17 protein-coding genes and 1 pseudogene are annotated in these 25,174 nt (G+C 65.6%); 8 read left to right on the top strand and 10 right to left on the bottom strand.

The window, feature by feature from the left end; translation table 11 throughout:
* Positions 1-61: 61 nt before the first annotated feature.
* The 3 genes from IAE33_RS09950 to IAE33_RS09940 all read right to left on the bottom strand — a co-directional run bounded on the left by IAE33_RS09950 (position 62) and on the right by IAE33_RS09940 (position 4,995).
* On the bottom strand, positions 62-1,903 hold the full coding sequence (locus IAE33_RS09950) for an ABC transporter ATP-binding protein (RefSeq protein ID WP_201163378.1): 1,842 nt from the start codon (positions 1,901-1,903) through the stop codon (positions 62-64).
* Positions 1,896-3,671 (bottom strand): ABC transporter ATP-binding protein, encoded by a 1,776-nt coding sequence (locus IAE33_RS09945; RefSeq protein WP_236404353.1) that lies wholly within the window; start codon positions 3,669-3,671, stop codon positions 1,896-1,898. The genes IAE33_RS09950 and IAE33_RS09945 overlap by 8 nt, the downstream gene beginning before the upstream one ends.
* A gap of 91 nt (positions 3,672-3,762) precedes the next feature.
* On the bottom strand, positions 3,763-4,995 hold the full coding sequence (locus IAE33_RS09940; protein WP_201163377.1) for an acyl-CoA dehydrogenase family protein: 1,233 nt from the start codon (positions 4,993-4,995) through the stop codon (positions 3,763-3,765).
* A 376-nt stretch (positions 4,996-5,371) separates the two neighbouring features.
* On the opposite strand from IAE33_RS09940, the gene IAE33_RS09935 reads away from it, so the two are divergent.
* Genes IAE33_RS09935 through IAE33_RS09905 form a run of 7 tightly spaced genes read left to right on the top strand, consistent with a single transcriptional unit; the run spans position 5,372 to position 13,674 of the window.
* Complete coding sequence (locus IAE33_RS09935; RefSeq protein ID WP_201163376.1) at positions 5,372-6,433, top strand: ABC transporter substrate-binding protein; 1,062 nt, start codon at positions 5,372-5,374, stop codon at positions 6,431-6,433.
* Between the two features lie 18 nt (positions 6,434-6,451).
* The gene (locus IAE33_RS09930) at positions 6,452-7,183 is read left to right on the top strand and encodes a class II aldolase/adducin family protein (RefSeq protein WP_201163375.1); all 732 of its coding nucleotides are present in this window, start codon (positions 6,452-6,454) and stop codon (positions 7,181-7,183) included.
* A gap of 48 nt (positions 7,184-7,231) precedes the next feature.
* Entirely contained in the window at positions 7,232-8,419 is a 1,188-nt protein-coding gene (locus tag IAE33_RS09925) for an LLM class flavin-dependent oxidoreductase (RefSeq protein WP_201163374.1), read from the top strand.
* Between the two features lie 10 nt (positions 8,420-8,429).
* Positions 8,430-10,004 (top strand): ABC transporter substrate-binding protein, encoded by a 1,575-nt coding sequence (locus IAE33_RS09920; RefSeq protein ID WP_201163373.1) that lies wholly within the window; start codon positions 8,430-8,432, stop codon positions 10,002-10,004.
* A complete protein-coding gene (locus tag IAE33_RS09915) occupies positions 9,997-11,073 on the top strand; it encodes an ABC transporter permease (protein WP_201163372.1) in 1,077 nt (358 codons plus the stop codon). Before IAE33_RS09920 ends, IAE33_RS09915 begins: the two co-directional genes overlap by 8 nt.
* Positions 11,066-11,893: an ABC transporter permease gene (locus IAE33_RS09910; protein WP_201163371.1), complete on the top strand. Its 828-nt coding sequence runs from the start codon at positions 11,066-11,068 to the stop codon at positions 11,891-11,893. The genes IAE33_RS09915 and IAE33_RS09910 overlap by 8 nt, the downstream gene beginning before the upstream one ends.
* Positions 11,890-13,674 carry a dipeptide ABC transporter ATP-binding protein gene (locus tag IAE33_RS09905; protein ID WP_201163370.1) on the top strand — a complete coding sequence of 595 codons (1,785 nt, stop codon included), beginning with the start codon at positions 11,890-11,892 and terminating at the stop codon, positions 13,672-13,674. Before IAE33_RS09910 ends, IAE33_RS09905 begins: the two co-directional genes overlap by 4 nt.
* A 310-nt stretch (positions 13,675-13,984) precedes the next feature.
* On the opposite strand, the gene IAE33_RS09900 is transcribed toward IAE33_RS09905, so the two are convergent.
* The 6 genes and pseudogenes from IAE33_RS09900 to IAE33_RS09875 form a co-directional block, all read right to left on the bottom strand.
* Complete coding sequence (locus tag IAE33_RS09900) at positions 13,985-15,073, bottom strand: LLM class flavin-dependent oxidoreductase (RefSeq protein ID WP_201163369.1); 1,089 nt, start codon at positions 15,071-15,073, stop codon at positions 13,985-13,987.
* 27 nt (positions 15,074-15,100) lie between these two features.
* Positions 15,101-17,676: pseudogene (locus IAE33_RS09895) on the bottom strand (TonB-dependent receptor).
* A gap of 203 nt (positions 17,677-17,879) precedes the next feature.
* A complete protein-coding gene (locus tag IAE33_RS09890) occupies positions 17,880-19,433 on the bottom strand; it encodes an ABC transporter substrate-binding protein (protein ID WP_201163368.1) in 1,554 nt (517 codons plus the stop codon).
* A gap of 4 nt (positions 19,434-19,437) precedes the next feature.
* A complete protein-coding gene (locus IAE33_RS09885) occupies positions 19,438-20,637 on the bottom strand; it encodes an LLM class flavin-dependent oxidoreductase (RefSeq protein ID WP_201163367.1) in 1,200 nt (399 codons plus the stop codon).
* 12 nt (positions 20,638-20,649) lie between these two features.
* On the bottom strand, positions 20,650-21,873 hold the full coding sequence (locus IAE33_RS09880; protein WP_201163366.1) for a lipase family protein: 1,224 nt from the start codon (positions 21,871-21,873) through the stop codon (positions 20,650-20,652).
* 11 nt (positions 21,874-21,884) lie between these two features.
* A complete protein-coding gene (locus tag IAE33_RS09875; RefSeq protein WP_201163365.1) occupies positions 21,885-22,958 on the bottom strand; it encodes an ABC transporter substrate-binding protein in 1,074 nt (357 codons plus the stop codon).
* A 291-nt stretch (positions 22,959-23,249) separates the two neighbouring features.
* Between IAE33_RS09875 and IAE33_RS09870 the strand changes: the two genes are divergently transcribed.
* Positions 23,250-24,308, top strand: coding sequence for a sigma-54 interaction domain-containing protein (locus IAE33_RS09870; protein WP_201163364.1), 1,059 nt, complete (start codon positions 23,250-23,252; stop codon positions 24,306-24,308).
* Between the two features lie 38 nt (positions 24,309-24,346).
* On the opposite strand, the gene IAE33_RS09865 is transcribed toward IAE33_RS09870, so the two are convergent.
* The gene (locus IAE33_RS09865; RefSeq protein ID WP_201163363.1) at positions 24,347-25,150 is read right to left on the bottom strand and encodes a LuxR C-terminal-related transcriptional regulator; all 804 of its coding nucleotides are present in this window, start codon (positions 25,148-25,150) and stop codon (positions 24,347-24,349) included.
* Positions 25,151-25,174: the final 24 nt, after the last annotated feature.

Below are 25,174 nucleotides of genomic sequence, written 5' to 3'. Positions count from 1 at the left end.
CTGCGAGATCGAGCGCCGCCCGCGCGGCGCTCGATCGCCCAGGCGCAGCAACCTTCACGCCCTACACTTCGGCCATAACCTCCCCGGCACTGCGCAGATACGCTTCGTACAGCGCTGCATAAGCACCACTCCGCCCGATCAGGTCGGCATGTGCCCCTTGCTCCACCACCCGCCCATGCTTCACCACGGCAATGCGGTCGGCATCGCGGATGGTCGCCAGGCGGTGGGCGATGATGATCGCGGTCCGCCCCTGGCACAGCCTGCGCAGCGCACGCTGGATGCGCCGCTCGGTATGCACGTCCACTGCCGAGGTCGCTTCGTCCAGCACCAGTACCGCCGGGTCGGCCAGGTAGGCCCGCACCAGGCACACCAGCTGACGCTGGCCATGGCTCAGGTGTGCACCCAGCGGGCCGACTTCGGTGTGGTAGCGCTGCGGCAGGCGCTCCAGCACCTCGTCTGCACCCAGCTCACGGGCTGCGGCTACCAGTTGTGCATTGTCGGCAGCTGGAGCGGCCAGGCGCAGGTTGTCGAGGATGCTGCCGCTGAACAGTACGTTATCCTGCAGCACCACACCCACGTTGCGCCGCAGGTCGTGCTGGGCCAGCGCACGCAGGTCGATCCCGTCCAGCTTCACGGCGCCTTGCTGCACTTCGTAGAAGCGCGTCAGTAACTGCACCAGGGTGCTCTTGCCATGCCCGGAGGGGCCGACGATAGCTAGCACTTCACCGGCGCGGATATGCAGGTCGAGCCCGTCGATCACCGGGCGCGAGCTGTTCGGCGCATAGGCAAAACCAACCGCATCGAAGTCCACCTGACCACGCGCCCTAGTCAGCGGGTGAGGCGCTGGCGGATCAGGCACTTCTGGGCGGGTGTCGAGCAGCAGGAAAATGCGTTGGGCTGAAGCGCTGCCGGTGGCGTAGCGCTCGAACAGGTCCGACAGCTCTTGCAGCGGCCCGAGGAACAAGAACACGTAGAACAGGCTCTCGGCTACCTGGCCCACGCTAACCTTGCCCTCGGCCAAACCGTGAGCGCCGACCAGCAACAGCACGGCCATGCCGGCGGTGCTGAGCAATGCGGTAAACGGGGCGAACCAGCCGGCGCGCAGGCTGCCGCGGATCAGTGCTTGGTTGAAGTCTTCCAGCAGGCGCCGGTAGCGTGCCCGGTTGGTCTGCTCCTGCCCGCATTGCTGGATCAGCCGCACCCCGCTCACACTTTCTACCAAGTGGGCGGTGAAGCGGCTGCGCTGCTCGGCCACCCTGGCCCAGTTGCGCTGCGACACCCTTTTAAAGCGCCAGGTGGCCAAGGCCAGCACCGGTACCGTGGCAACCAGGCTGTAGAAGAAGCTGGGGTCGATGCGCCACAGCATCACCGCTGCCAGGCCGCAGCGGAGCAAGGCGCCGAGCAACTCCGGCGGGCCTTGTACCAGCAGGGGCTCCAGCGCATCCACATCACGGTCGGCACGGGAAATGATACGCCCCGCACGGGTCTGGTCGAAGTAGCTCACCGACAACGCCTGCACATGGGCGAACACGTTCACCCGCAGTGCGTTGAGCACGCCGATCGCTGCGCGCCCGGCTATGAACTGCGACACCCCGGCCAGCAAAAATCGCCCCAGCCAGCTGGCGGCCAGCCCCAGGCCCAACCACAGTACCAGACGCTCGTCGAGCAGCCAGTGGTCGGCGCTGGGCATCAGGCCCTTGTCCAGCAGTTCCCGCACGAACCACGGGCGCAGAAACACGGTAAGTACCAGCAGCAGCTCGATGCCGATCACGGCAAGGATCTGCCCGCGAATGGGCTGCAAAAGCGGCAGTAAACGGTGGAACATGCCCCGGTCCAGCGCCTGGCGGGCCAGGCGTTGTTCGATGTCGATATCGCTGGCGGGGGAGTGCTGCACATCAGTCATGGTCGATCCCCAGCAAGTCGCGGTAATGGGCGTTGTTTTCGCACAACTCGGCATGGCTGCCGTTGGCAGTGATGCGGCCGTTTTCCAGCATCAGCACGCGGTCAGCCAGCAGCAGGGTGGAGAGGCGACTGGTGATCAGCAGCAAGGTTGGGCCTTGGCCGCTGGCGCTGTGCAGCCTGCGGATGTTGTGCAGCACCTGGCGTTCGCCCAAGGCATCCAGCGCGCTGGTGGCATCGTCCAGACACAGGATGTCGGGTGCGCCGAGCAACGCGCGGGCCAGGCACAGGCGCTGGCGCTGGCCGCCGGACAGGGTCACGCCGCGGTCGCCCAGCGGCGTGTCTAGGCCGTGGGGCAAGCGTTCCAGCACGTCCTCAGCAGCGGCCAGGCGCATGCCTTCACGCAACTGGGCGTCACTGGCCTGCGGTGCGGCCAGGCGCAGGTTGGCGGCCAGGCTGTCGGAGAACAGAAAGCTTTCCTGCGGCAGCACTTGCACGCGACGGCGCAGGTCGGCCAGGTCGAGGTCACGCACATCGCGCCAACCGGCCGTATCGCTACCGACCTGCACGCTGCCGTGCTGCACATCGGCCAAACGTGGCAGCAGGCTGGCCAGCAGGCTTTTACCCGTGCCGGTTGCGCCGACCAGCGCCACCACCTCACCGGGCAACAGGGTCAGCGAACAGTCCTGCAGGATGGGCCGGCCAGCCTCTGCTGCACTGACTTGCACCTGGTCAAGCTTCAGCCCCAACGGCCCTGCGGGCAGGGTGGCATGGCCGCCAGCGATGGCCGGGCGTTCGTCCAGCAGCTGCCAGATACGTTCGGCACTGGCGCGGGCATCGGCGAACGTCTGCATCACCCGGCCAATGCCTTCGATGCGGAACACCAGTGTGGTGGCCACCAGCAGCGAGGTGACCAGCTCACCGATGCCCAGTGCGCCGGCCGCTACGCGGTGGGCGCCGTACACCAGGATCCACACATGCCCCAGCGCCACCACCGCCTGCGGCAGCGGAATGCGCGAACTGGCGTAGGCAAGGGCGGCGCGGGCATGGCCGGTGAACACCTCGACCTGCCGGGCGAAGCGGGCAATGCGCTGCTGTTCCAGGCCAAATGCCTTGATCACCCGCACGCCACCGATGCCTTCGGCCAGGTCCTGACTGACCTGGTCATAGGCGGCGCCCACGGCGCGGTCCAGGGTGACCAGGCGATCAGTCTGCACCACGAACAGCCATAACCCGGCGCCGGTCAGCAGCAGTGGCACCAGCCCCAGCAGCGGGTCGTACCAACTCAACAGGCCCACCGCAACGATTACCACCAGCGGGGTTTCGATGATCTGCCGCCAGAAGGTGATCAGCGCGTCGCGCACTTTGTCGGCATCGCGGGTGGTGCGGGTGACCAGTTCGCCCATGCCATGGTGCCAGTGGTAGCCCAGGTGCAGGCGCTGCACCTGGCTGAGGATGCGTTCACGCAGGCGCGTGAGCAGGGCCTGGCTGAGCACCAGCGACAGCACGGCGGCGGCGTACTGCAGCAGGCCGCGGCCCAGGGCTATGGCCAGCAGCAGCCACAACCAGTGCCAGGCCACGCTGGCGTCCAGGCTGCCGTCGGCCAGGCGCAGCACGGCGCGGCCGGCGCTGACATCATCGACCGCATGGCCGATCAGCCACTGTTGCCAGGCCAGGCATAGGTTGCCGGCAATGTACAAGGCAGCGACCAAAGCAAAGCGCCAAGGCATTTCGCGGTAGATCGCCAATGCCCGAAGAAGCGGGTGGTTCATGTAGATGCTCGATCAGAATGCGACGCCGCCCTTGTAGGAGCGGCCTTGTGCCGCGAATGGGGCGCAACGCGCCCCCCGGCCCCAAATGGATTCAACGGCGTGTAGCGCCCTGGGTTTCCTTGGCATTGAGCACCGCCGTGTACTCCCCTGGGTCGGCCCCGTTCAGGTAGTAGTTGCCCACGTTGTGCAGCCGCCAGCGGATCGGGTCGTGGGTGGTGTGCACCCGGGCATTGCGCCAGAAGCGGTCGAGGTTCCACTTGCTCAGCGAAGCGCTGGCCCCCAGCAGCGAGAACAGGTCGCTGGAAATCTTCAACGACGCCGCATCGGAATGCGCACGGGCGGTGGCCACGGACAGGATCAGCTCATCCTGCAACGCCTTGTTCTCCGGGTCGCGCTCGTGGTCGTCGAACACCCGCGCCGCCTCGCGCAGTACCGACTCGGCGCCGCGCAGCGCCACGGCGTACTCACCGATCTGGCGAATGACATGCGGCTCGTCACTGGCGCGTTCGACGCCGCTTTCCACCCAGGCCCGGGCATGCTCGCGCAGGTACTCGACAGCCGCCTGCAATGCGCCAGCGGCGATGCCGGTATCGATGGCGGCGTGGAGGATCTGCGGGAAGGTCAGGCCGGTGCGCTTCATCGGCCCGCTGCGGCGGGTCAGGTAGCGCTCGTCGAGCACGATGTTGTCGAAGTTCACCGTGCCGCTCACCGAGTTCTGCTGGCCGAACGCCTGCCAGTCATCTACCAGGGTCAGCCCGGGGGTGTCGCGGTGCAGCAGCACGCCGACGCCGCCGTCTTCGCTGGCGGCGGTCAGCGAGATCCACTCGGCCAGGTAGGAACCTGTGGAGTAGAACTTGCTGCCGTTAAGTACCCACTGGCCATCGGCGCGGCGCTCGACGCGGGTCTTGAGGGCGAACTTGTTCTTGCCGCCGACTTCGGCCAAGGCGTTACCGAAGCGCTTGCCGGCGAGCACGTCGGTAATCAGCCGGTCGCGTACTTCTTCGGGGTAACCGGTGAAGATGCCGCGCAGCATCACGTTGTGAATCTGCAGCAACTGGCCGACGCCTCCGTCGGCGGTGGAGATCAGGCGCACGGTCTCGACCACGGTCTGCACCGAGGCACCGAGGCCGCCGAACTCGGCCGGTACGGCGATGGCGGTCAGGCCGCTGCTGGACAACAATTCGGCCTGGCGGTGGGGAAGCTGGCCGTTATTGCGCGGGTCCGCGGCCATCTCGGCGATTTGCGCGGCGACCTGGCGGGCGGTTTCGATGGCTTCGGTCTCGCTGGTGAGGCGGCGGGCAGGGGAAGGTTCTATGGCACTCATGGTGGGGTCTCGAATTGTCTGAAGAGGCCAGTGCGCCTGTTTCGCGGGTAAACCCGCTCCCACCGGAACCGCAGTGCATGAGCTTTGCGCGTTCCCTGTGGGAGCGGGTTTACCCGCGAATAGCCACACCGCTGTCCCAACGTCCTGAGCAATATCTTTGCCACCCCTTCTCAGGCCGCATCCTGCGTGGCTTTCACAGCATTTTGCTGCCTCAGCAGCAGTCATGTTGCTGATCTGGCAGCACCCCACCCGCAATCCTGCTCCAAGCCAAGCACCCAACCACCTGGCAAAACAAGTAATCCCAGGTAAATCAAGGCCTCCAGCGGTTGGCACGCACACTGCAATGGTGCTTGCACGACGCCCAAGGAGCCACCCCATGTCCCTCGCTACCCCCACAGTAAAACACCTCGCAGACGACCCCTGCGCCCTGGAACGCATCTGGTTCACCCGTTGCCCGGTGCCCACCGCCTCAGGCCTGGCCTACAAGCTCGGCTGGCTGGAGCAGGAGTTCGCTGCCGATGGCTTGCCCGTCTCGACCCTGCAAGAGGCCCGCCAGCTTGGCCATCACCACTACGATCACCAGCTGCCCGGGCTGTTTCGCGAAGGCGGCAACGTGCCTGCGCTGGCGGCACGTGCCGCCGGCTCGCCCAGCCGGCTGATCGGCCTGACCTGGATCGAAGAATGGCAAACCATCCTGGTTCGCCCGGAGTCCGGCATCCGCAGCGCCGCCGACCTGCGCGGCAAGCGCCTGGCGCTGCCGGCCTGGGGCGACAGCCGGCCGGGCAGCATTGCCCGGGCCATGAGCCTTCATGGTTACAAAGGCGCCCTGGCCTCGGCAGGCCTGCACCTGGATGACGTGCAACTGGTGGAAGTGGCACTGCTCGACCAGGCCACTGCCGCCACCCCGGAACTGGGCTTGCAGCGGCTATGGTCGGGGCTGGAATACCTGGCGCGCGGTGGAGTCGATGCGGTGTACGTGAAAGGCGCGGCCGCCGCGGATGCCGCACGTCGGCTGGGCCTGGTGGTCGGCGTCGACCTCGACCTGCTGGCCGACCCGCGCCACCGCATCAACAACGGCACCCCGCGACCGATCACCGTGCATCAACGCCTGCTCGACAACCATTTTGATCTGGTGGTGCGCTTTCTTGCCCAGACCTTGCGTGCCGCCGAGTGGGCAGCCGACAACCGCGCTGCGCTCAACAGCATCCTCGAAGAAGAAACCCGCGCGGGCAGCCAGGGCGTGGCCGAAGCGTACCGCGGTGATTTCCACACCACGCTGGCGCCGGACCTGTCCGCACAGCGCCTGGCCTTCCTCGGCGCCCAAAAAGATTTCCTGTACCTGCACGGCTTCCTCGAAGCCGATTGCGACATCGCCGACTGGGTCGACCCGCGGCCTCTGCAAGCTGCCCATGAACTGCTGGCCCACCGCCGCGCCTGACCTGACTGGAGATTGAACATGACCGTACTGATCAACGAACGCCCCGTCACTGCCGAGCTGCAAGCTTTCATCGACCAGGTGGTGGCCGAAGCCGAAGCGGCCTTCAGCGTATTTCGCGAAACCCACACCATCACCGCCAATGGCACGGTCGGCTTCATCGAGCGTGTGCCGGGTGAAGAGTTGCTGGTGTCGGTGAACTACGGGGGGCCGTGGAACCACCGCAAACCGCTGCAGGCCACCGTCACCGACTTTGCCGGCAACGTCATCGTCGGCAAGGGTAAAGGCGGCCTGGGCCGTTACACCAAGCTGTTCCAGACCCACCCCGACGTCACCACCGTGTCCCACGTGCACAGCCCGTACCTGGGCGCTTGGGCGCAAACCCATCGGACCTTGCCGTTCCACTACGTGCCGGTGCAGCGCTACCAGCTGGCTCGCGAGCTGCCGGTGTACATCGACCGGCGCCAGGCCGAGGTGGACTTCATCCTCGACAAGATCGCCGAGAACCCTTTCAACCTGGCCATCCTGGAAGCCAACGGCGGCTCCACGGTGTGGGGCAAGCAGGGGCTGCAGGCCACGGCAGAGTTCATCCTGTTGCTGGAGGAGGGCGCGCAGATCCAGTTGCTGGCCGATGCTTTGGGTGGGTCGCGGCCTTACGGGCCGGGTGTGTTGACCCAGCAGTGGAAGATGAGCGGGTTGTATGACCGTGCTACCGAATTGGGCCTGGTGCCTGGCATCGATCGGCGTAGCTGATTTCGGCGGCAATGCGCACCCCTGCCTTCCAATACAAGGACCTGACTCATGGCAGTAAAAATCCTCTGGTACCTGACCACCCCCGACGGCCCTTACCCTTGGGAGCCCAACGGCCGCTGGCACACCGATTTCGAACACCTCAAGCAACTGGCCATCGCCGCCGACCGCCTAGGCTTCTACGGCTCGCTGCTCGGCTCCAGCCCCAATGAAAGCCTGGCCGTATCGGCAGCGCTGATTGACGCCACCAAGCGCCTGCGCTTCCTGGTCGCCCAGCACCCAGGTGAGCTGTCGCCAGCGGTGCTGGCCAAATGGGCGCTCACCTTCGACCAGTTTTCCAACGGCCGGCTGCTGTTCAACGTGGTCAACGGCAACGACGCCGGCCTGGCCACGCTGGGCGTGCACTACCCGCACGATGAACGCTATGACTTCAGCCTTGAGTACTGGCGCGCCTTCCAAAGCTTCTACGCGGGCGAAACGGCGGGTTACGACGGCCGCTACGTCAGGCTGTCACCCCGTTCGCCCGCCGCTGCCCATCACCCGCTGGGCGGCTGGCACCCACCGAAGCAAAAGCCCGGCATCCCGCTGTGGGGCGCCGGCACCTCGGCACCGGGCGTAGCCCATTCGGTGCAGTTGCTGGACGTGTACCTGAGCTTTGCCGACACCCCGCAAAAGCTCGGCGACAAGTTCCGCCGGGTGGCGACCGAGGCGGCGAAGATCGGCCGCGAACTGACCTACGGCACCCGCCTGCAAGTGATCGTGCGCGAGACCGAGGAAGAAGCGTGGGCCCATGCAGAGCGCCTGTTGCAGCGCACTTCGCTGGCCACCGCGCGCGCAGCCATCGAACGCCAGTTGCCGCCCGGGCAAACCTTCGAGAGCTACGTCAGCGACGACCCGCGCATTCAGCGCAACCTCGACAGCATCCGCGCCGGGCGCCTGCCCACGGCCCGCGAGCTGGAGATCTACCCCAACGTCTGGCTGGGCCCCAGCCTGTTCGGCTTCAACATCCTCGGCCCGGCTGCCGGCACTTACCTGGTCGGCAGCGCCGAACAGGTCGCCGAGCGCATCCGTGAATACGAGGCCCAGGGCACGTCGGCATTCATCCTGTCGGGCTTCCCGCTGATCGATGAGGCGCACCGGGTGGCAGACCTGCTGTTCCCGCTGCTGGACCTGGACCATGGCTTCGAGGTGCCGCGCCTGGGCGCAGTGAGCAAGCCTGGCGTGGCGCAACCGGCGTAAGGAGAGGGGGATGAGCGAGCTGTTTTCGCGCCGGGTGTTTCTCGGCAACAGCCTGGCCGTTGGCGGCAGCCTGCTGCTGGGCAGCGGGCTGCTCAGCGGCTGCGACAGCGGCGCGCCGGCAACTGCCAGTGCAACGCTGCCGGGTTCGCCGGTGCGCGGTGGGCGCTTGCGGGTGGGCATTATCGATGGTGACCAGGCCGGCAACCTTGATGCGCACAAGCCGGTGGGCGGCGGCATCATCCGTGGCTGGGCGCTGTACGCCAAGTTCTGGGAATGGAACGCCGACGTCAGCACCCGCCTGGCACTCGCCGAGTTCGCCGAGCCGAATGCCGACGCCAGCGCCTGGACCATCCGCTTGAAGCCTGGGCTGGAGTTTCACCACGGCAAAAGCATCACCGTCGACGACATGCTGTTTTCCATCCTGCGCCTGACCGACCCGCAGCTAGCCTCGCCCTTCGCCGGGCTGGTCGGCGCTATCGATCGGCAGGCCCTGCGCAAGCTGGACGAGCGCACCATTGAAATACGTTTCAAGCAGGGGCAAAGCTTCTACCCGCTGGATGAAACGCTGATCAGCTTCGGCGGCATCGTGCCCACCGACTACCACCCGGTGACCAACCCGGTGGGCGCGGGGCCGTACCGGCTGAAAAGCTTCATACCTGGCCAGCGCTCGCTCTACACCCGTTTTGAAAACTACTACAAGCCTAACCGCCCCTATGCGGACGAGCTGGAAATCATCGAATTCAAGGACCAGGTGTCGCGGGCCGCAGCGCTGCGCGCCGGGCAGATCGACGTGGCCAGTGGTGTGCAGGCCGAGCACAGTGCGCTGCTCAAGGCCGACCCACGGCTGCGCCTGTATGCCTCGCCGAGCACCTCGTTCACCGGCTTCAACCTGAACCTGGCCAAGGCGCCGTTCCAGGACGTACGGGTGCGCCAGGCGTTCCGCCTGCTGGCCGACCGCCAGGAACTGGTGGCCCGTGGGCTCAATGGCTTTGGCCGGGTGGCCAACGACTTGTATTCGCCCCACGACCCCACCTACAACCACGCCATTGCCCAGCGCCCCTACGACCTGGACCAGGCCCGTTCGCTGCTGCGCCAGGCGGGGCAGGACGATTTGCGCGTCGAACTGACCACCACGCCGGGTCCCGGCGTCAACGCTGCGCTGGTGTTTGCCCAGCAGGCGCTGAAGGCCGGCGTGCAGGTGAAGGTCAATCAGGTGGACGGCTCAGTCTTCAACGGCCCGCAACGCGAGCAATGGCAGCTGTCGCCGGGTTCGACCCCGGCGCGTGGCTTTCTTGCCTCGGCGCTGCACAACGATGCACCGCAGGCCATCTACAACCGCAGCAACTTCCACGACCCGCGCTTTACCGAACTGTTCCAGCAGGCATTGGCCCAACCCGACCTGGCACGGCGCACGGCCTTGGTCCATGAAGCCCAAACCATCCAGCACGAACGTGGTGGGTTGCTGATCTGGGGCTTTTCCGACGTGCTCGATGCTGCGTCGGCCAAGGTTGGCGGGCTTGCCCCGGAACAGACCACCTTCGCCTCCTGGCGCTTTGACGAACTCTGGTTGAACCCCAATGCCTGATCCTCGACACACACCCCGCACGCCGGCCTGGCTGGCCTGGTTCATCGGCCGCCTAGGCTACGGGCTGCTGACCGCGTGGGTGATAAGCCTGGTGGTGTTCATCGCCACCCAGGCGCTGCCTTCGGACCCGGCGCGGGTGATCCTCGGCCCGGATGCGCCGCTGGAAAGCATCCTTACCCTGCAACGGCAACTGGGCCTCGACCAGCCGATTTTGGTGCAGTACCTGCGCTGGCTGGGCGCAGCATTGCGCGGGGACTTGGGCATTTCGCTGGACTCACAGGTACCGGTGGCGCAGCTGCTGTTCGGCCGCCTGGGCCACACCCTGGCCCTGCTGGCCGGGGTGTTGGCACTGGTAGTGCCGTTGGCCCTGCTGCTGGGGGTGAGCCTGGCCCTGCGGCGTGACAGCCGGCTGGACCGCTGGGGCCTGTCGGCGCTGATTCTGCTCAAGGCCACGCCGGGGTTTCTGCTGGCCATTGGCCTGGTGCTGTTGTTTTCCATGCCGGGCATGGGCTGGCTGCCGGCGGTGTCGATCCTCGACCCACAGTTACCGCTGTGGCAGCAGTGGCCGTCGCTGGTGCTGCCGGTGCTGGCCCTGAGCCTGACAGCGCTGCCGTACCTCACGCGCATGGTGCGGGCCTCGATGATCGAGGCGCTGGAGTCCGAGTATGTGACCGCCGCGCGTCTGCGGGGCATCCCTGAGCGGCGCATCGTCTGGCGGCACACGTTGCCCAATGCCCTGACCCCGGCGATCCAGGGCGTGGCACTGACCCTGCGCACGCTGGTCGGCGGTGCCCTGCTGGCCGAGGTGGTCTTCAGCTACCCGGGTATCGGCACGGCGTTGAACGCCGCGATCCAGATGCGCGACCTGCCGATGATCCAGGGCGTGGTGCTGGTCATCACCCTGGCGGTGGTGCTGATCAACCTGCTGGCCGACCTGCTGACCGTATTGCTCACCCCCAAGCTGCGCACCGCGCGCCGGGTGCGGATGATCCGCCGTATCCGGCGCGGCATTCGCCCTTGGTGGCGACGCGCGCGCAGCACCCCTGCCCAGGAGGCGACCCATGAGTGAAACCCGTTGGCTGGCCGACCCACAGGTGCGGCGTGGCGCCGTGATCACCTTGCTGGTGGCGCTGCTGGCCGCTTTCGGCCCCTGGCTGGCACCCCATGCGCCCACGGCGATGGTCGGGCCGGTGTACGGCCCCCCGGCTGCCGGGGCGCCGCTGGGGCACGATTTTCTGGGCCACGACCTGCTCTCGCGGTTGCTCAGCGGCGGCCTGTCGGTGCTGTGGATGTCGGTGGCAGCCGCCACCCTCGCATTGCTGGTTGGCGGCAGCCTGGGCCTGTTGGCCGGGTTCTCGCGCAGGCGCCTGGACCAGGCGATCAGCTGGGCGGCCGACGTGTCGCTGGCGTTCCCGGACCTGATCCTGGTGCTGCTGATCGTGTCCATGCTCGGCCGGGCGCCTTGGCTGATCGTGCTGACCGTGGCCATTGCCTTTACCCCGGGGGTTATTCGTCTGGCCCGCGGCAGTGCCGTGGCGGTGGCCGGGCAGGAGTACGTCGAGGCGGCGCAGATGATGGGGTACCCGCGTTGGCGCATCCTGTTTCAGGAAATCCTGCCGAACATCCTCACGCCCCTGCTGGTGCACTTCGGCAACATGCTGACCTGGGCGGTGGGGATGCTGTCCGGCCTGAGCTTTCTGGGCTACGGGGTGGCACCGCCGGCGGCGGATTGGGGCCTGATGATCAACGAAAACCAGGCCGGCCTGCTGGTGCAGCCCTGGGCCGTACTGGCGCCTGCATTGCTGATCGGCGTGTTTGCTTACGGCACCAACATCCTGGCCGAAGGGATTGGCCGGGCCAGTGCACGGATCGGGGAGAAGCAGCCATGAGCGCGCTGTTGAATGTGGCGAGCGAAGTGTTGCAGGTCAGCGACCTGCGGGTGGAGCTGGCCGGGCAGGTCGATGTGCTGGCCGAGGTGTCGTTCAGCCTTGCAGCAGGCGAAATTGTTGGCCTGGTAGGCGAGTCCGGCTCGGGCAAGACCACCTTGGCCACGGCGTTGCTGCGTCATGCCCGGCAGGGTGCACGTATTGTTGGCGGGCACGTGGTGGTGGCCGGGCAATCGCTGCTCGAACTCGAAGGCGAGGCCTTGCGCCTGGCCCGTGGCGGGCTGGTCGGCTATGTGGCCCAGGACCCGGCCACGGCGCTGAACCCTGCGCTGCGCCTGGGGGCCTTGCTGCGTGAGACCCTGTTGGCGCACCAGCCTGCATTGCCGCGTGAAGCGCTGCGCCAGCGCATCGGCCAAACCCTGCTGGATGTGGGGCTGCCTGATGATGACGCCTTTCTGCGGCGGTTCCCGCATCAACTGTCTGGCGGGCAGCAGCAGCGGGTGATGCTGGCGCTGGCGTTTGTCTTGCGGCCAAAGCTGATCGTACTCGACGAGCCCACCACGGCACTGGACGTGACCACCCAGGCCCACGTGCTGCAGACCGTCAAGCGCCTGTGCCGTGACCAAGGTGTGGCGGCGCTGTACGTCACCCATGACCTGGCGGTGGTGCGTGACCTGGTCGACCGGGTGATGGTGATGTACGCCGGGCGCCTGGTGGAAGTGGCCGGGCGCGAGGCGTTGTTCCGCGCACCGCTGCATCCTTACACCCGCGCCTTGCTCGCGGCCATTCCCGACATCGCCCGACGCCAGCCGTTGCAGGCGATTGCCGGGCATGCCCCGGCACCGGGGCAGCGCCCGGGCGGCTGTGCGTTTGCGCCGCGCTGCGGCAGGCGCCGTGCAGAGTGTTCAGTGATCGAGCCGTCTTTGCTGGCCGATGAAGGCGGGCATCGGGTGGCCTGCCTGGTGCCGCACCGGGAGCCGCTGCCCCTTGGTGAGGTGGCTGCTGAGGCTGTTGCGGCGCCGGGCGAAGCGGTGTTGCTGGACGTCCGCGGGCTGGATGTCGCCTACGATCGGCAGGTGTTGTTCGACGTTTCCCTGCGGGTGTGCCAAGGGGAGTGCCTGGCGCTGGTGGGCGAGTCAGGTTCGGGCAAGACCAGTCTGGCCAGGGCCATTGCCGGGCTGGGCGAAAACGTTCAGGGGCAAATGAGCTACGCCGGCGAGCCTTTGGCGTTTGCCGCGCGTGAACGCGATGCGCGCCTGCGTCACCAAATCCAGTACGTGTTCCAGAACCCCTATAGGGCCTTGAACCCACGGCAGACGATCGGGCAAACCCTCAGCGCGCCGTTGGCGCACTTTTTCGGGGTACGCGGTGCTGAAGCGCGTCAGCGGGTCGAGGCTGTGCTGGAGCGGGTGTCGCTGCCGGCGCGTGTGGCCGACTTGTACCCGCATAGTTTGTCCGGTGGCGAGCGCCAGCGCGTGGCGATTGCCCGGGCGTTGATCTGCGAGCCGAAGTTGCTGGTGTGTGACGAGATCACTTCGGCGCTGGATGTGTCGGTGCAGGCGTCGATTCTGGCGTTGTTGCAGCGATTGCAGGGGGAGGGGCTGACCTTGTTGTTCGTTACTCATGACCTTGGGGTGGTTCGGGCGATTGCCGACCGGGTGCTGGTGTTGCGCCAGGGGCGGGTGGTGGAACAGGGGGCTGCCGAGCAGGTGCTTGGGCGGCCGGTTGATGCGTATACCCGGACGCTGGTGGAGCATTCGCCCAGGTTGCGTGTTGGGCTCTAGGTGTATGCCTTGGGTTGTCTGGCGCCTGTGACATCGAGCGCCGCCCGCGCGGCGCATCGCGAACTGCGCTCGCTCCTACGTCTGTTTCGGGCCAGTAACGCCTGTAACAGGCGCGCGCGACCGCCCGATTTGAACGACGCGATATCGAGCGGATCCCCAAAGCGTTCGCGCACAAATCCCACAGGAATAATTGGCCCGAAACAAACGTAGGAGCGAGCGCCAGCTCGCGATGCGCCGCGCGGGCGGCGCTCGATCTCACAGGCGCTGCACAACCCAAGGCATGCACCTGACGCCCAGATGCCCGACCCCTTCACCCCACAAACCGGGCCTGCCGCCGCCGTACTTCCTCGCGCACCGCCGGAATCACCCAGCGCCCGTAATCCACCGTGTCATACAGCGGGTCATAACCCCGGTTGAGAAAAGTGGTCACGCCCAGGTCGACATAATCGAGCAACGCCTGGGCCACGGTCTCCGGCGTGCCCACCAACGCGGTGGTATCGCCATAGGCGCCCACCGCAGTCGCCGTCGGCATCCACAACGCGCGGTCATGCCGGTCGGCGCGGGCGGCGGCAGCCAGCAGGCGTTCGGAGCCGGTGCCCTTGATGCGCTTCTGCCAAGGGCTGTCCGCCGCAAACTGCGGGTTGGCCTTTATCTGCGCGAGGATCTGTTCGGCCCGCTGCCAGGCCTGTTCCTCGGTGGCACCCAAAATCAGCCGCACCGACAAACTGACCCTCGGCGTAGCCACGCCTGCGGCGTTCGCGGCAGCCTTGAGTTTGCCGATCTGCTCGGCCACACCGCTCAGCGGCTCTCCCCACAGGGCGTACAGGTCCGCATGCTTGACGGCAATCTGGTAGGCGATGTCGGACGAACCTCCGAAGGAAATCGGGATATGCGGCTGTTGCAGCGGCTTCACCGGTGAAAAGGCACCCTTGATGTTGAAGTAGCGGCCTTCGAAGTCGAACGGCTCTTCGGCGGTCCAGGTGCGACGGACAATCTCCAGGTATTCGTCGGTACGCCGGTAGCGCTCGGTCTTGTCCAGCAGGGTGTCACCTTCTTGCGGCTCGGCGGTGATACCGGTGATAGCATGCAGGCGGATGCGCCCGCCGCCGGTGGTGTGGTCGAGGGTGGCGAATGCCCGTGCAGCCACCGTCGGCGCGGTCAGGGCCGGGCGGTGGGCAATCATGAAACCAAGGCGTTCGGTGTGAGCGGCAGCATAGGCGGCAATCTGCAGGCTGTCGGCGCTGCCCGGGCCGCTGGCGATCAGCACCCGGTCGAACCCGGCATGCTCATGGGCGCGGGCGTGGTGCCGAATGAATGGCAGGTCGAAGTCGGGTGTGCGTACGCCACGGGTCTCGGACCACTGGCGGGGGAAGATCATGCCGACAAATTCAATGGACATGGTGCAAGCCTTTCAGGTTTAGGGTGATCAGAACTGGTAATCGACCTGGGCCAGCAACGTGCGGCCCGGCATCGGTTGCAGGAAGGTATTGGTGGAACCGGCCAGGCCACTGACGAAATTCAGCTCGTCGGTGACGTTGAGCATGCGCACCGTCACGCCCCACTGCGGCTGGCGGTAGTACACGGCAAGGTCGAGGTTGTATTCGTCCGGCACTTTCACCGTCTTGCTCAGGTTCAGGTACCAGCTGCTGGTCCACCAGCCGGAAAGCTCGACGCCAAACCCTGAGTCGAAGCGGTAGTCGACATATCCGCCGGCGTTGTATTCGGGGATCTGCACGGCATCGAACTTGCCGGACGGGCGCTGGTTGAGGCTGTTGTTGTCGCCGAACACGGTGCCGTTGTCGGGGATGAACCCGGCCGAGGCGAACCCGGCCTGGCTGGTGAACTCGTTGTAGGCGCTGATTCGGCTGAGGTTGAGGCCGCTGCGCAAGTTCTGGTCCTGGTAGCGCAGGGTGGCTTCCCAGCCTTTGACGATCAGCCGGGCGATATTGTTGTTGCTGTCTGGCGACTGGTCGCGGGCTTGCTTGTAGGCGGCCAGGGTGAGGAACAGCTGGTCGGGCACAGCCTCCACTTTCAAACCCACCTCATGCAACACGCTCAAGCTCTCGAAGGCCAGCGGGTTGAGCTGGTTGGCCCCCGTGCCGCTGCCCCAACCCAGGCCGTTGGTGAAGAAGCCGGTATTCACCGCCAGCGAGCGGTCGAAGGTGTAGTACAGTGTGCTGTTTTCAGTGGGTTTGAAATAGGGGCTGACCTGCACCGAGAACAGCCGGTAGTTGTCCGAGTCCTTGCGCGGGTTGCCGCCGGGCAGCACAAAGGGGTTTTCGATACGCGCGTCGATCCAGCTGCGGCTGGCACCTACGTTCAGGCCCACGCGTTCCCCCAGGCGCAGGTTGTGCTGGCTGAACAGGGTCTTGGTGGTCCACGTGCTGTCGGCGGTGTAGGGCGCCACCGATTCGGCATACAGGCCATGCCCGGCCGGGTACATGGCGGGCAGGTTGAGCCAGCCGTAGTAGTTGGAAAATTGCGGCACGCCGGGTTGGCCGATCCAGGCAGCGTTGCCACCGGCGGGGTTGCGGCCGCCCAGGCCGAGCAAGTCGCCTGGATTTTCAGGGTGGGGTCGAGGGTCAGGTCATAGGCCTTGATGGTGCTGCCGAAGTGGTTGTTGGCGGCGATCGACTCGTTGCGCTCGCGGCGGTAGATCAGCCCGGTGTTGCTGTCGTCGATCAAGGTCAGGTCGCCCAGCTGAAATTGGCCACGGGCGCGGAACTCGAAGCGGTTGTCGAAGATGTCGTCCTTGCCCTGCACCTGGAATGCCCCGACGGCATCGGTGGTGTCGGTGGAGTGCTGGTAGAAGGTGCTGTTGGCCAGGGTGATCGACGGGGTCAGGTCCCCTTCGACCCGCAACTGCGTGGTAAAGCGCCGCAAGCGGTTCTCGTCCTGCGCGCGCTGGCCGGTTTGTGAAGATAAGGAGGTCAGGCCGTTGCCGGCGAGCGACGGGTCGTAGACCCAGCCACGCAGGCTGCCTGGGTTGGCCTGGGTATTGGGCGACGCGCCCTGGAAGCTGCCGTTGACCGCCTGGTACTGGCCCTGGGCATTGCGCTGGCGCTGCACCCAGCCGAGCACCTGCGCATCGGCAGCGCCCGAGGACAGCACTGGCGACCACAGGGTATTGCCGTTCTGGATGATGGGTGTGGCGCGGCCGGCGGAGTACTTGCCGTGGTCGACCAGGTCCTGGGTGGCGCGGTTCCAGCCGTGGGTGATGTTGTAGTCGTAGTAGTCGTCGTAGGCGGCGTTCCAGTCCACCCGCAGGTTGTCGTTGCGCCAGGCGAGGGCACCGTAGAAAGCGTCGAAGTTGTTCTCGACGTTGTCGTAGAAGTCCTCCTGGCGCTGGCGGGTGATGCTCACCCGGTAAGCCAGGTTGTCCGTCAGCGGGCCGGTGTTGTCGATGCTGAACTTGGTGGCATCGCGTGATTCGCCATCGGGGATCCAGCTGCCGATTTCGCCGCTGAGCTTGGTGCGGAAACGGTTGAAGTCGGGCTTCTTGCTCAGGTAGTTGACGTAGCCGCCACTGCCGCTGACCGAACCGTAGGTCACCGACGATGGCCCGGCGACGATGTCGGCGCCTTCGTAGGCATTGAAGTTGGCCGGGTGGCGCACCCCGTAGGCGCGTTGACCGTCCTGGAACACCTCGGTGTTCTGCCCGCGCATCTGTGGGGCGATGCCGGCGTTCTGGCCGCCGCCGCGGGTGATGCCGGGGGCGTACTTGACCAGGTCGTCGGAACTGCGGATCGGGTCGTTGGCCAGTTGCTCGGCATTGATCTGGCTGACCGAGCGTGGGGTGTCCAGCACCTTGGCTTCCAGGCCGCCGTAGATCGAGGCTGGCGGACGGGTGGGCAGGGCGTCGTCATCGGCCTGCTCGGCCTGCACGGTGACGGTTTGCAGCTGGGTATCTTCGGCGTGGGCCGGCGGCAGGCTGCCGGCCAGAATGGCCAGCGCCAGGGCGCTGGGCTGGAATTTGGGGTGCAGCAAGGTCACGCGGGGCATTGGCTGGGCCTCGTTCAAGAGTAGGAATGTGGGAGAAACGAGGGCGCAGCCGCGCCTGCGGTTATGGGTTGCGGGGATGTACTACACGGTCTCCGTGGGCGCGGGTTCACCCGCGAACACCGGCGCAGCCGCTGCCCTACACCGCGTTGGATTCTTCGCGGGTAAACCCGCTCCCACAGGGGGAGGGTGTATGGCGCTGGAGGTCAGGTTTTCAGCCACAGGCTCTCGAACCGCCAGGTACTGAATAGTGACTGCTCCGCCTGCGCGCCACCCACGCGGGTGCTGACACTGTCGAGCAGGTCGGCATAGCCCCAGATCAGCATGCCGCCGCGCTCGTACTGGATACGCTGTGCCCGATGCACTAGCGCCTTGCGTTTTTCCAGGTCTGGCTGGGCCATGGCGGCGAGGAAGGCCTCGCTGAATTCGGGGTCGTGGAAGTGGGTTTTATTGGCCACGGCAAACGGTGCATCGGTGTGAATACCGCTGGCCAGGAACGGTGCGCCGATGCTGCCCCCGGTACTCAAGGTCCAGTCGTCGCGCTGCGGCCCCTGGAAGGTGGCTAGGTCGATCTGGCGGACGTTTACGGTCACGCCGATGCGCCGGGCCTGTTCGGCCAGCACCAGGGCTGAAGCCAACCCCGGCCCGGGTGTGGTCACCAGTTCCACCTGCAACTGCTCATGGCCTGCTTCGCGCAGCAACTGCGCTGCGCGCTGTGGGTCGTGGGGGCGCGGGCCGATGCTGTGGTCGAAGGTGGGGTCGAACGGTGCATACAGGTCGTTGGCCACTCGGCCCTGGCCATTCAGCGCACGGCGCACCAGTTCCTCGCGGTCGGCCAGCAGGCGGAATGCCTCCCTGACCCGGGGGTCGTTGAATGGCGCCTTGGCAGTGTTCATGTCGAACGACAACCAGTTGCCACTCACCGACTTCAGCAGCCGCAACCGTGGGTCGGCCTGCAGCACCTGCAGGTGTTCGGTGGACATGACGTTGGCCATGTCGATCTGGCCGGCACGCAACGCCGCCAGGCGGCCGGTCTGGTCCTTGAAATCGATGATCTCCAGCTCATCGGCATAGGGCTTGCCAGGTTTGTAGTAGTTGTCGAAGCGGGTGAACAGCGAGCGCTGGCCCGGGGTGAAACTTTTCAGTTTGTACGGCCCGGCACCGACCGGGTTGGTGACCGGGTGGTAGTCCACCGGCACGATGCCGCCGAAGTTGACCCAGGTTTCCGGCAGCGGCAGGTAGCTGCGGTCCTCGCGAAAGGCCAGGCGCACGGTGCGGTCGTCCAGCTTGACCAGGTTGTCGCGGTCCACCCAGTGCAGCAGCGCCGCGTAGGGCGAGGCCAGCTGTGGGTCGGTGAGGCGGCGGATGGAGAAGATCAGGTCGTCGGTGTCGATGGTCTTGCCGTGGTGAAATTCCAGCCCCGGTTTCAGCCGCAAGGTCCAGCCGCTGGCATCGGCGTTGGGCTCGGCGAACTCGGCCAGGGCCAGGCGCGGCTGCATCTGCTCGTCCCATTCCCACAGCTTGCTGTACAGGGCAAAGCCACGCACGATGCCGCTGCCGATGGGCTTGTGGGCGTCGAGGTTGCCGCTCTGGTTGCCGTCGATGATGCCCAGGCGCAGGCGCCCGCCATGGCGAGGCTGGTCGGTGGCGGCATGGGTCGGGCTGTCGGCGGGGCCGCAGCCGGCCAGCAGCCCGCCAGCCAGCACACCGGCGTAGCCAAGAAAGCCGCGCCGACTCAATGGGTAACCGTCCCTGGCCATGGCGTCAGGCTCCGTTGCTGGCGTGCAGTTGCACGGGTTCGGCTGCCGGGCGGGCAAGGGCTGCGCGCTGCGCACGGAAGTGCGGCAGGATGTGCTCGCCGATGCGATAGGCTTCTTCCAGGTGCGGGTAACCGGCGAGGAAGAACAGGTCGACACCGATGCCGTGGTACTCGCGGATGCGTGCCACCACGTTGGCGTAGCTGCCCACCAGCGCACAGCCAGGTGGGACGCCGATGTAGCCGAAACCGGTCCACACATTGGGGTGGATGAAGAAGTCGTCGAACGCCTGTTGCTCGCCCTGGTCGCTGTAGCCGTGCTCGTAGCTCAGCTTGCGCGCCGTGCGCAGGCCGGCGTGGGCGGCGCGGGCCTTGGCCGTGCCCTTGGCCACACCTTCGTCGAAGAAGCGCTTGGCCTCGGCCAGTGCGGCTTGTTCGGTATCGCGGGCGATCACGTCGATGGACAGGCCAAAGCGGATGTCGGTGCGGCCCCACTTCAGCGCTCGGGCGCGGATGTCAGCGATCAGTGCGGCGATCTCGTCCGGGTGCTCTGCACGCATCAGGTAGAAGTCCGCGTGCTTGGCGGCGAACTCGCGCGCTGCCACCGACGAACCGGCGGTGCAGATCAGTGGCAGCTCGGCCTTTTTCAGTGGGCCGCGCAGGCCGCCGCCTTCGGCGCGGTAGTAGGTGCCTTCGTAGTGGAACTGCTCCTTGTGCCAATAGCCGCGTACCACGTCCATGAACTCGGTGGCGCGGGCGTAGCGTTGGTCATGGTCTTCGAAGTCGCCGACTTGGCGCTGGATGGCATCCGAGCCGCCGTTAATGATGTTCCACACCAGGCGGTTGCCGGTGGCGCGCTGGTAGGTTGCGGCCTGCTGCACGGCCACCCACGGGGTGTAGTGATAGGGCTGGAACGCGGTGACGAATTTCAGGGTGCGGGTTTCCCGGGCCAGCAGCGAGCACACCGTCCACGGCTCTTCGCCGGTGGGGGCGTTGACCATCAATGCGCCGCCGAAGCCGTTGATTTCAGCGGCGCGGGCGATTTGACCGAGGTAGTCGATGTAGGTGAAGTGATCACCCACGGCAAACCCCGACACCGCACCGGTGCTGGGCCCGCCCGCATGCCAGTCGCCGCGGTTGCGCGGGTCGCCGGGAAGGAACTGGGTTTCGCCATGCAGGGGCAGGCGGGTGAAGAATTCGATGCTCATGGGCTGGCCTCCTTACTGGACGCTTGGGCTGCAATTGGGGGTGACCGGCTGGCCGCTGATGACCTGGCGGGCGAAGGGGATCGAGTCCTTCAGCGAGGCATTCACCGTTTCGCTGTGGCCCAGGCCCTTGTACAGGTGGCCCTGCACCACCGAGCCGGCCTTGCAGGCGTCCTGCATCAGCGCCACCTGGGTGGCGGCGGCGGGAGTCTTGTCCTCGGCGCCGGTGCCGATGAAGATCGGCTGGGCCAGTTTCAGGGTCGGGTACGACACCTGCGCCAGCCATGGCTTGAGCTGGTCGCCCTGGTAGTCTTTCTTGGCGTTGGCCGGGGTAAGGCCCGTGCCAACCACGTCGCTGACCAGTGCCGACAGGCAGCTGGTGCGCGCCTGTTCGAACAGCGGCAGGGCCTTGTCGGTGTAGAAGTCGCGCGGGTCGATGCTCGGGTCGTACTGCTGCGCAGCCAGCAGGGTGTAGAAGCCATAGGCCAGGGCCGGGTCGACCTTGTCTTGGTCCTGTTCGCCGACATTCTTCGCGCCCACGGTGTAGATCACCCCCGTGCCGATGCTGCCCTTGACGCCCAGCTTGGGCGCATAGGTCGCCGCATAGGCCCCGGCGGCAAAGGCCCCGGCGCCGCCTTGCGACTGGCCAATGATCAGCACCTTGTCGGCCAGCCCCGGTACGCCGGCGACCACGGCCTTGGCGGCATCGAGTATGCCGTAGGCGGCCATGCGGTTGTTCAGCAGCGGGTGGCCGCCCGGCACACCGAGGCCCTGGTAGTCGGTTGCGACAATGGCGTAGCCCTCTTCGAGCCAGCGGTTGAGGTATTGCACGTCGCGGTAGCTGCGGCCAGCCCAGGACGGCGCGCAGATGTCCGCCACGCCGACGGTGCCATGGCCCCAGCTGGCGACCGGCCAGCCGCCTGCCGGGGCCTTGCCTTTAGGAATGAACAGTGCGCCGGACACCACGACGGGGGTCTTGCCGTCGATGCCATCCAGGGAGGTGTACAGAATGCGTTGCGCGCTGGCCGCATTGGGCAGGCTGAGCGCCTGGTCCAGTGGTTCGCTGCGTAGCAGTTTCCCGGGCGTGGCGGGGATGGCCTTGCTCCAGGTGTAGAAGGCCGAGACACGGCCATCGCCCTGTTGCGGGTCGGGTTTGGGCGCGTAGGTTTCGGCGGCCATGGCACCGATGGAAAGGGCCAGGGCGCTGAGGCCGAAGACGAGCGAAGCAGGCAGTTTCATGGGTAAGGCTCTCAAGGTTGTTGGCTGATCTGGGCGTCGAGGGACGGCCAGTAGTGGGTCAGTTGCAGGTCGATCAGCGCCTGGCGGGTAAAGCCCGTGGCGAGGTCGGGGGTAATGTCGTAGGGCGTGCGGATCAGCCGGTTTGCCAGGGCGTACTGGCCCAGGGCGTCGTAGTGGGCCTTGAGCTGGGCATCGGTTTTCGGCGCCCAGCGCGCTTTCCACGCGACCGGGTCGTCCTGGTCGTCACGGCGCAGCACGCTTTCGCTGACACCGGCGCGGGAGGACAGCGCGTAGTAGCCATCGCGGTTCTGCTCTTGGGAAATCCACCAGGCAGCGCGCACCCAAGCCGTGGCCACCAGTTGTGTCAGGTCGGCGTGCTGCTGCACGAAGCGGTCAGTGCCCCACAGGTCAGAAACCAGCCGCCAGTCGTTGGCGCCTTGCTTGGTCGACCAGAGGATGCGCGCCACGCCTTTGTCTTCCAGGGCATAGGCTTCGTTGAGCAGCACGGCGGCGTCGACCTTGCCGGCGGACACTGCAGCGGCGCCCACTTGCGGGTTGAGGTTGGCAATCTTGAAGTCACTGAGTGCCAGGCCCTGGCTTTGCAGGAAGTTGCTGAAGGCAAACTCCCATGGGCGGCCGCGGTGCAAGGCCAGGCGCCTGCCCTTGAGGTCTTGGATGCTGCGCACCGTCGAGTCGCTCGGCACCACCAGGTAGATGTTGTTGCCGCTGCCACCCGGCACCACCAGCTTGCCCGGTACCTGGCCGGCACCGGCGATCACTGAGGGCAGATCGCCACGTACGGCAAAGTCCAGGCTGTCGTTACTGAAACCTTCGTTGATCTGCGGCCCCGCGCCCGCATGGGGCAGCGCGGTCCACTGCAGTTTCACGCCGCGAGCCGTCAGTTGCTCTTCCAGCCAGCCCTCTTCGATCACGCGGCCGGCGATACCACCGAACACCGGTGCTCCCCCTTGGGTGAATGCAACAATGGCAATGCGCACGGCCACCGGAGGCTGTGCCGCTGCGGCACCCAGGCTGATGATCAGGCCAAGCAGCAGGGGGAGGGCGTTGCGCCAGGGATTGTTCATGGTCGACTCCAGATGGGTATGACGGCCCTGGAGCGAAATACATGCCAGCTAGAATAATAACGGTGCAGGCCGCGTAGAACGGGGCCTGAGCGCTCCCCCTGGCGCAGCGGCGAGTTGCTTGAGTTGCTGGCGGGCGTGCAGGGAAGTGTTGGTAGGCTGCTGCTGGAGAAGCAGTAATCGTCCGGAAAGACGTATATTTCTAATCCATATATGTAAATATTAATTAATAATTTTTTGATCTAATTTGTTTCATGCACTATGGGCCTGCGCGCCAACTGCCAGGAATGCCCCATGTCGCTAATTACTCACCCCAATGCCCGTGAACTGACCAAATCGGTGCGTGCCACTGTGCTCGTGTTCAAGGATCCACGGTCTCAGGAGCTGCTCAGCCGCATCGAGCGCCTGGCACCCAGCGAAGCCAACACGCTGATCATTGGTGAAACAGGTACCGGCAAAGAGCTGGTCGCGCGCCATATTCATCAACTTAGCCGGCGCGGGCGCGAGCCGTTTGTGGCAGTAAACTGCGGTGCATTTGCCGAAACACTGGTGGAAAGTGAACTGTTTGGGCATGAGAAAGGTGCGTTCACGGGTGCAACCGGAAACAAGGCAGGGTGGTTCGAGGCAGCCAATGGCGGCACATTGTTCCTCGACGAAATTGGTGATCTGCCACTGAACATGCAGGTCAAGCTGCTGCGGGTACTCCAGGAGCGTGAAGTCGTGCGTCTGGGCTCCCGCACCCCAATCCCTATCAATGTGCGATTGGTGGCAGCCACTAATGTCAACCTGGCTGACGCGGTGGTAGCGGGGCATTTCCGGGAAGACTTGTTCTACCGACTGCATGTGGCGACCATACGTCTGCCGCCGCTGCGCGAGCGACCGGGTGATATCCTTCCCCTGGCGGAGTTCTTTATCGAGGAACACTGCCGACGCCTGGGTTACGAGCGCGCATCGCTCAGCCAGGATACCGAACGCAAGTTGCTCGAACACAGTTGGCCCGGCAACATCCGCGAGCTGGAGAATGCTATCCATCACGCACTGCTGGTATGCCGCTTCCAGGTGGTCGCCCCCGCCGACCTACACCTGGTCGACATGCGCCCGCAGGTGACGGCGCAGTCCGTTTCGGTATCTGTTACAAACGCAGGCTCGGCGCCGCCCAGCCTGGAAAGTGCGCTGCTGGCACTGTTCGAGCAAAACGTGCCTGACTTGTATGAACATATCGAAGAAACCGTATTCAGGGCAGCGTATCGCTATTGCCATGGCAACCAGTTACAGACAGGGCGGCTGCTGAGCATAAGCCGTAACATCGTGCGGGCACGGTTGGAGAAGATCGGCGAACTGGCCAAGGTGTAAGGGGGCGACGCAGCGCTGCTGACGGTATCGGCTCTCAATCAGCTGTTCTTCGTGAGATAACCGATGAACAAACGAAACAACTCGGCGTTACCGGTGATACCCAGGCGCTGCCAGATGTTGTGCCGGTGAACCTTGACCGTACCTTCTGAGATCCGAAGTTCACGCGCAATGGACTGGCTGCTGTGTCCCTGAAGAATCAGCTTGGCCACCTGTCGCTGCGTCTCGGTCAGTTGGCCCTGCAGAATGTCGACAAACGCGTCTTCCAACTGGCTGTCTGACGCCTCCTGGTCGACCAGCTCGTCGGCATGGGCCAGGCGCAGGTGCTGGTTGAAGAGGGCATCGATAACCGGCGTTAGTGTCGACAGCCACTGTGCTTCACGGTTATCGAAAGGCCCTGTGTCCAGCCCCCGCATCAGCGAGTAGACCAGTGCCATGCGGGGCCGTATCGGCACGATGAAACCCACTTCCTCGATGAGGCTGCCGTGGTGCGAGGACACACATGGGTGAATGTCCTGAGAGATGGAAAAGCCGGAGGCATAGAAGCTGTCGGGCGCCAGCTCGCTCATGCGCCAGAGGCCGGATGGGTGATTGTTGGTGCAGGCCACGTAGAACGGGTCCAGCAGATAACCCCCACGCAAGTAGGCCTTCAGCGTGCGCTCGGCAACGCGGTGATTGTAGCCATCGTGTACCAGCACTGCCGGCTGATTGAACCCAAACAGGTAGGCGCAGCTCATGTCGAAACCGATCACGCTGCCAAGCGCTGCGTCGAGCGCGGGGCCCAATGCATCGGTACCGATGCTGCGTATGACTGCGGCCAACTGGCTGGCGTTGTCGCTGTTCATTTCTGTGGCCTGATGATTTGGAGA

It is taken from the genome of Pseudomonas sp. S60 (assembly GCF_016647865.1).
Taxonomy (GTDB): domain Bacteria; phylum Pseudomonadota; class Gammaproteobacteria; order Pseudomonadales; family Pseudomonadaceae; genus Aquipseudomonas; species Aquipseudomonas parafulva.
The sequence above is the reverse complement of the archived record's forward strand: the minus strand, read 5'-3'. Positions and strand labels throughout refer to the sequence as shown.

What these genes read in the sequence shown, in the direction of transcription:
- IAE33_RS09950 (WP_201163378.1), bottom strand. Translation starts at nt 1,903, where the DNA reads ATGACTGATGTGCAGCACTCCCCCGCCAGCGATATCGACATCGAACAA.
- IAE33_RS09945 (WP_236404353.1), bottom strand. Translation starts at nt 3,671, where the DNA reads ATGAACCACCCGCTTCTTCGGGCATTGGCGATCTACCGCGAAATGCCT.
- IAE33_RS09940 (WP_201163377.1), bottom strand. Translation starts at nt 4,995, where the DNA reads ATGAGTGCCATAGAACCTTCCCCTGCCCGCCGCCTCACCAGCGAGACC.
- IAE33_RS09935 (WP_201163376.1), top strand. Translation starts at nt 5,372, where the DNA reads ATGTCCCTCGCTACCCCCACAGTAAAACACCTCGCAGACGACCCCTGC.
- IAE33_RS09930 (WP_201163375.1), top strand. Translation starts at nt 6,452, where the DNA reads ATGACCGTACTGATCAACGAACGCCCCGTCACTGCCGAGCTGCAAGCT.
- IAE33_RS09925 (WP_201163374.1), top strand. Translation starts at nt 7,232, where the DNA reads ATGGCAGTAAAAATCCTCTGGTACCTGACCACCCCCGACGGCCCTTAC.
- IAE33_RS09920 (WP_201163373.1), top strand. Translation starts at nt 8,430, where the DNA reads ATGAGCGAGCTGTTTTCGCGCCGGGTGTTTCTCGGCAACAGCCTGGCC.
- IAE33_RS09915 (WP_201163372.1), top strand. Translation starts at nt 9,997, where the DNA reads ATGCCTGATCCTCGACACACACCCCGCACGCCGGCCTGGCTGGCCTGG.
- IAE33_RS09910 (WP_201163371.1), top strand. Translation starts at nt 11,066, where the DNA reads ATGAGTGAAACCCGTTGGCTGGCCGACCCACAGGTGCGGCGTGGCGCC.
- IAE33_RS09905 (WP_201163370.1), top strand. Translation starts at nt 11,890, where the DNA reads ATGAGCGCGCTGTTGAATGTGGCGAGCGAAGTGTTGCAGGTCAGCGAC.
- IAE33_RS09900 (WP_201163369.1), bottom strand. Translation starts at nt 15,073, where the DNA reads ATGTCCATTGAATTTGTCGGCATGATCTTCCCCCGCCAGTGGTCCGAG.
- IAE33_RS09890 (WP_201163368.1), bottom strand. Translation starts at nt 19,433, where the DNA reads ATGGCCAGGGACGGTTACCCATTGAGTCGGCGCGGCTTTCTTGGCTAC.
- IAE33_RS09885 (WP_201163367.1), bottom strand. Translation starts at nt 20,637, where the DNA reads ATGAGCATCGAATTCTTCACCCGCCTGCCCCTGCATGGCGAAACCCAG.
- IAE33_RS09880 (WP_201163366.1), bottom strand. Translation starts at nt 21,873, where the DNA reads ATGAAACTGCCTGCTTCGCTCGTCTTCGGCCTCAGCGCCCTGGCCCTT.
- IAE33_RS09875 (WP_201163365.1), bottom strand. Translation starts at nt 22,958, where the DNA reads ATGAACAATCCCTGGCGCAACGCCCTCCCCCTGCTGCTTGGCCTGATC.
- IAE33_RS09870 (WP_201163364.1), top strand. Translation starts at nt 23,250, where the DNA reads ATGTCGCTAATTACTCACCCCAATGCCCGTGAACTGACCAAATCGGTG.
- IAE33_RS09865 (WP_201163363.1), bottom strand. Translation starts at nt 25,150, where the DNA reads ATGAACAGCGACAACGCCAGCCAGTTGGCCGCAGTCATACGCAGCATC.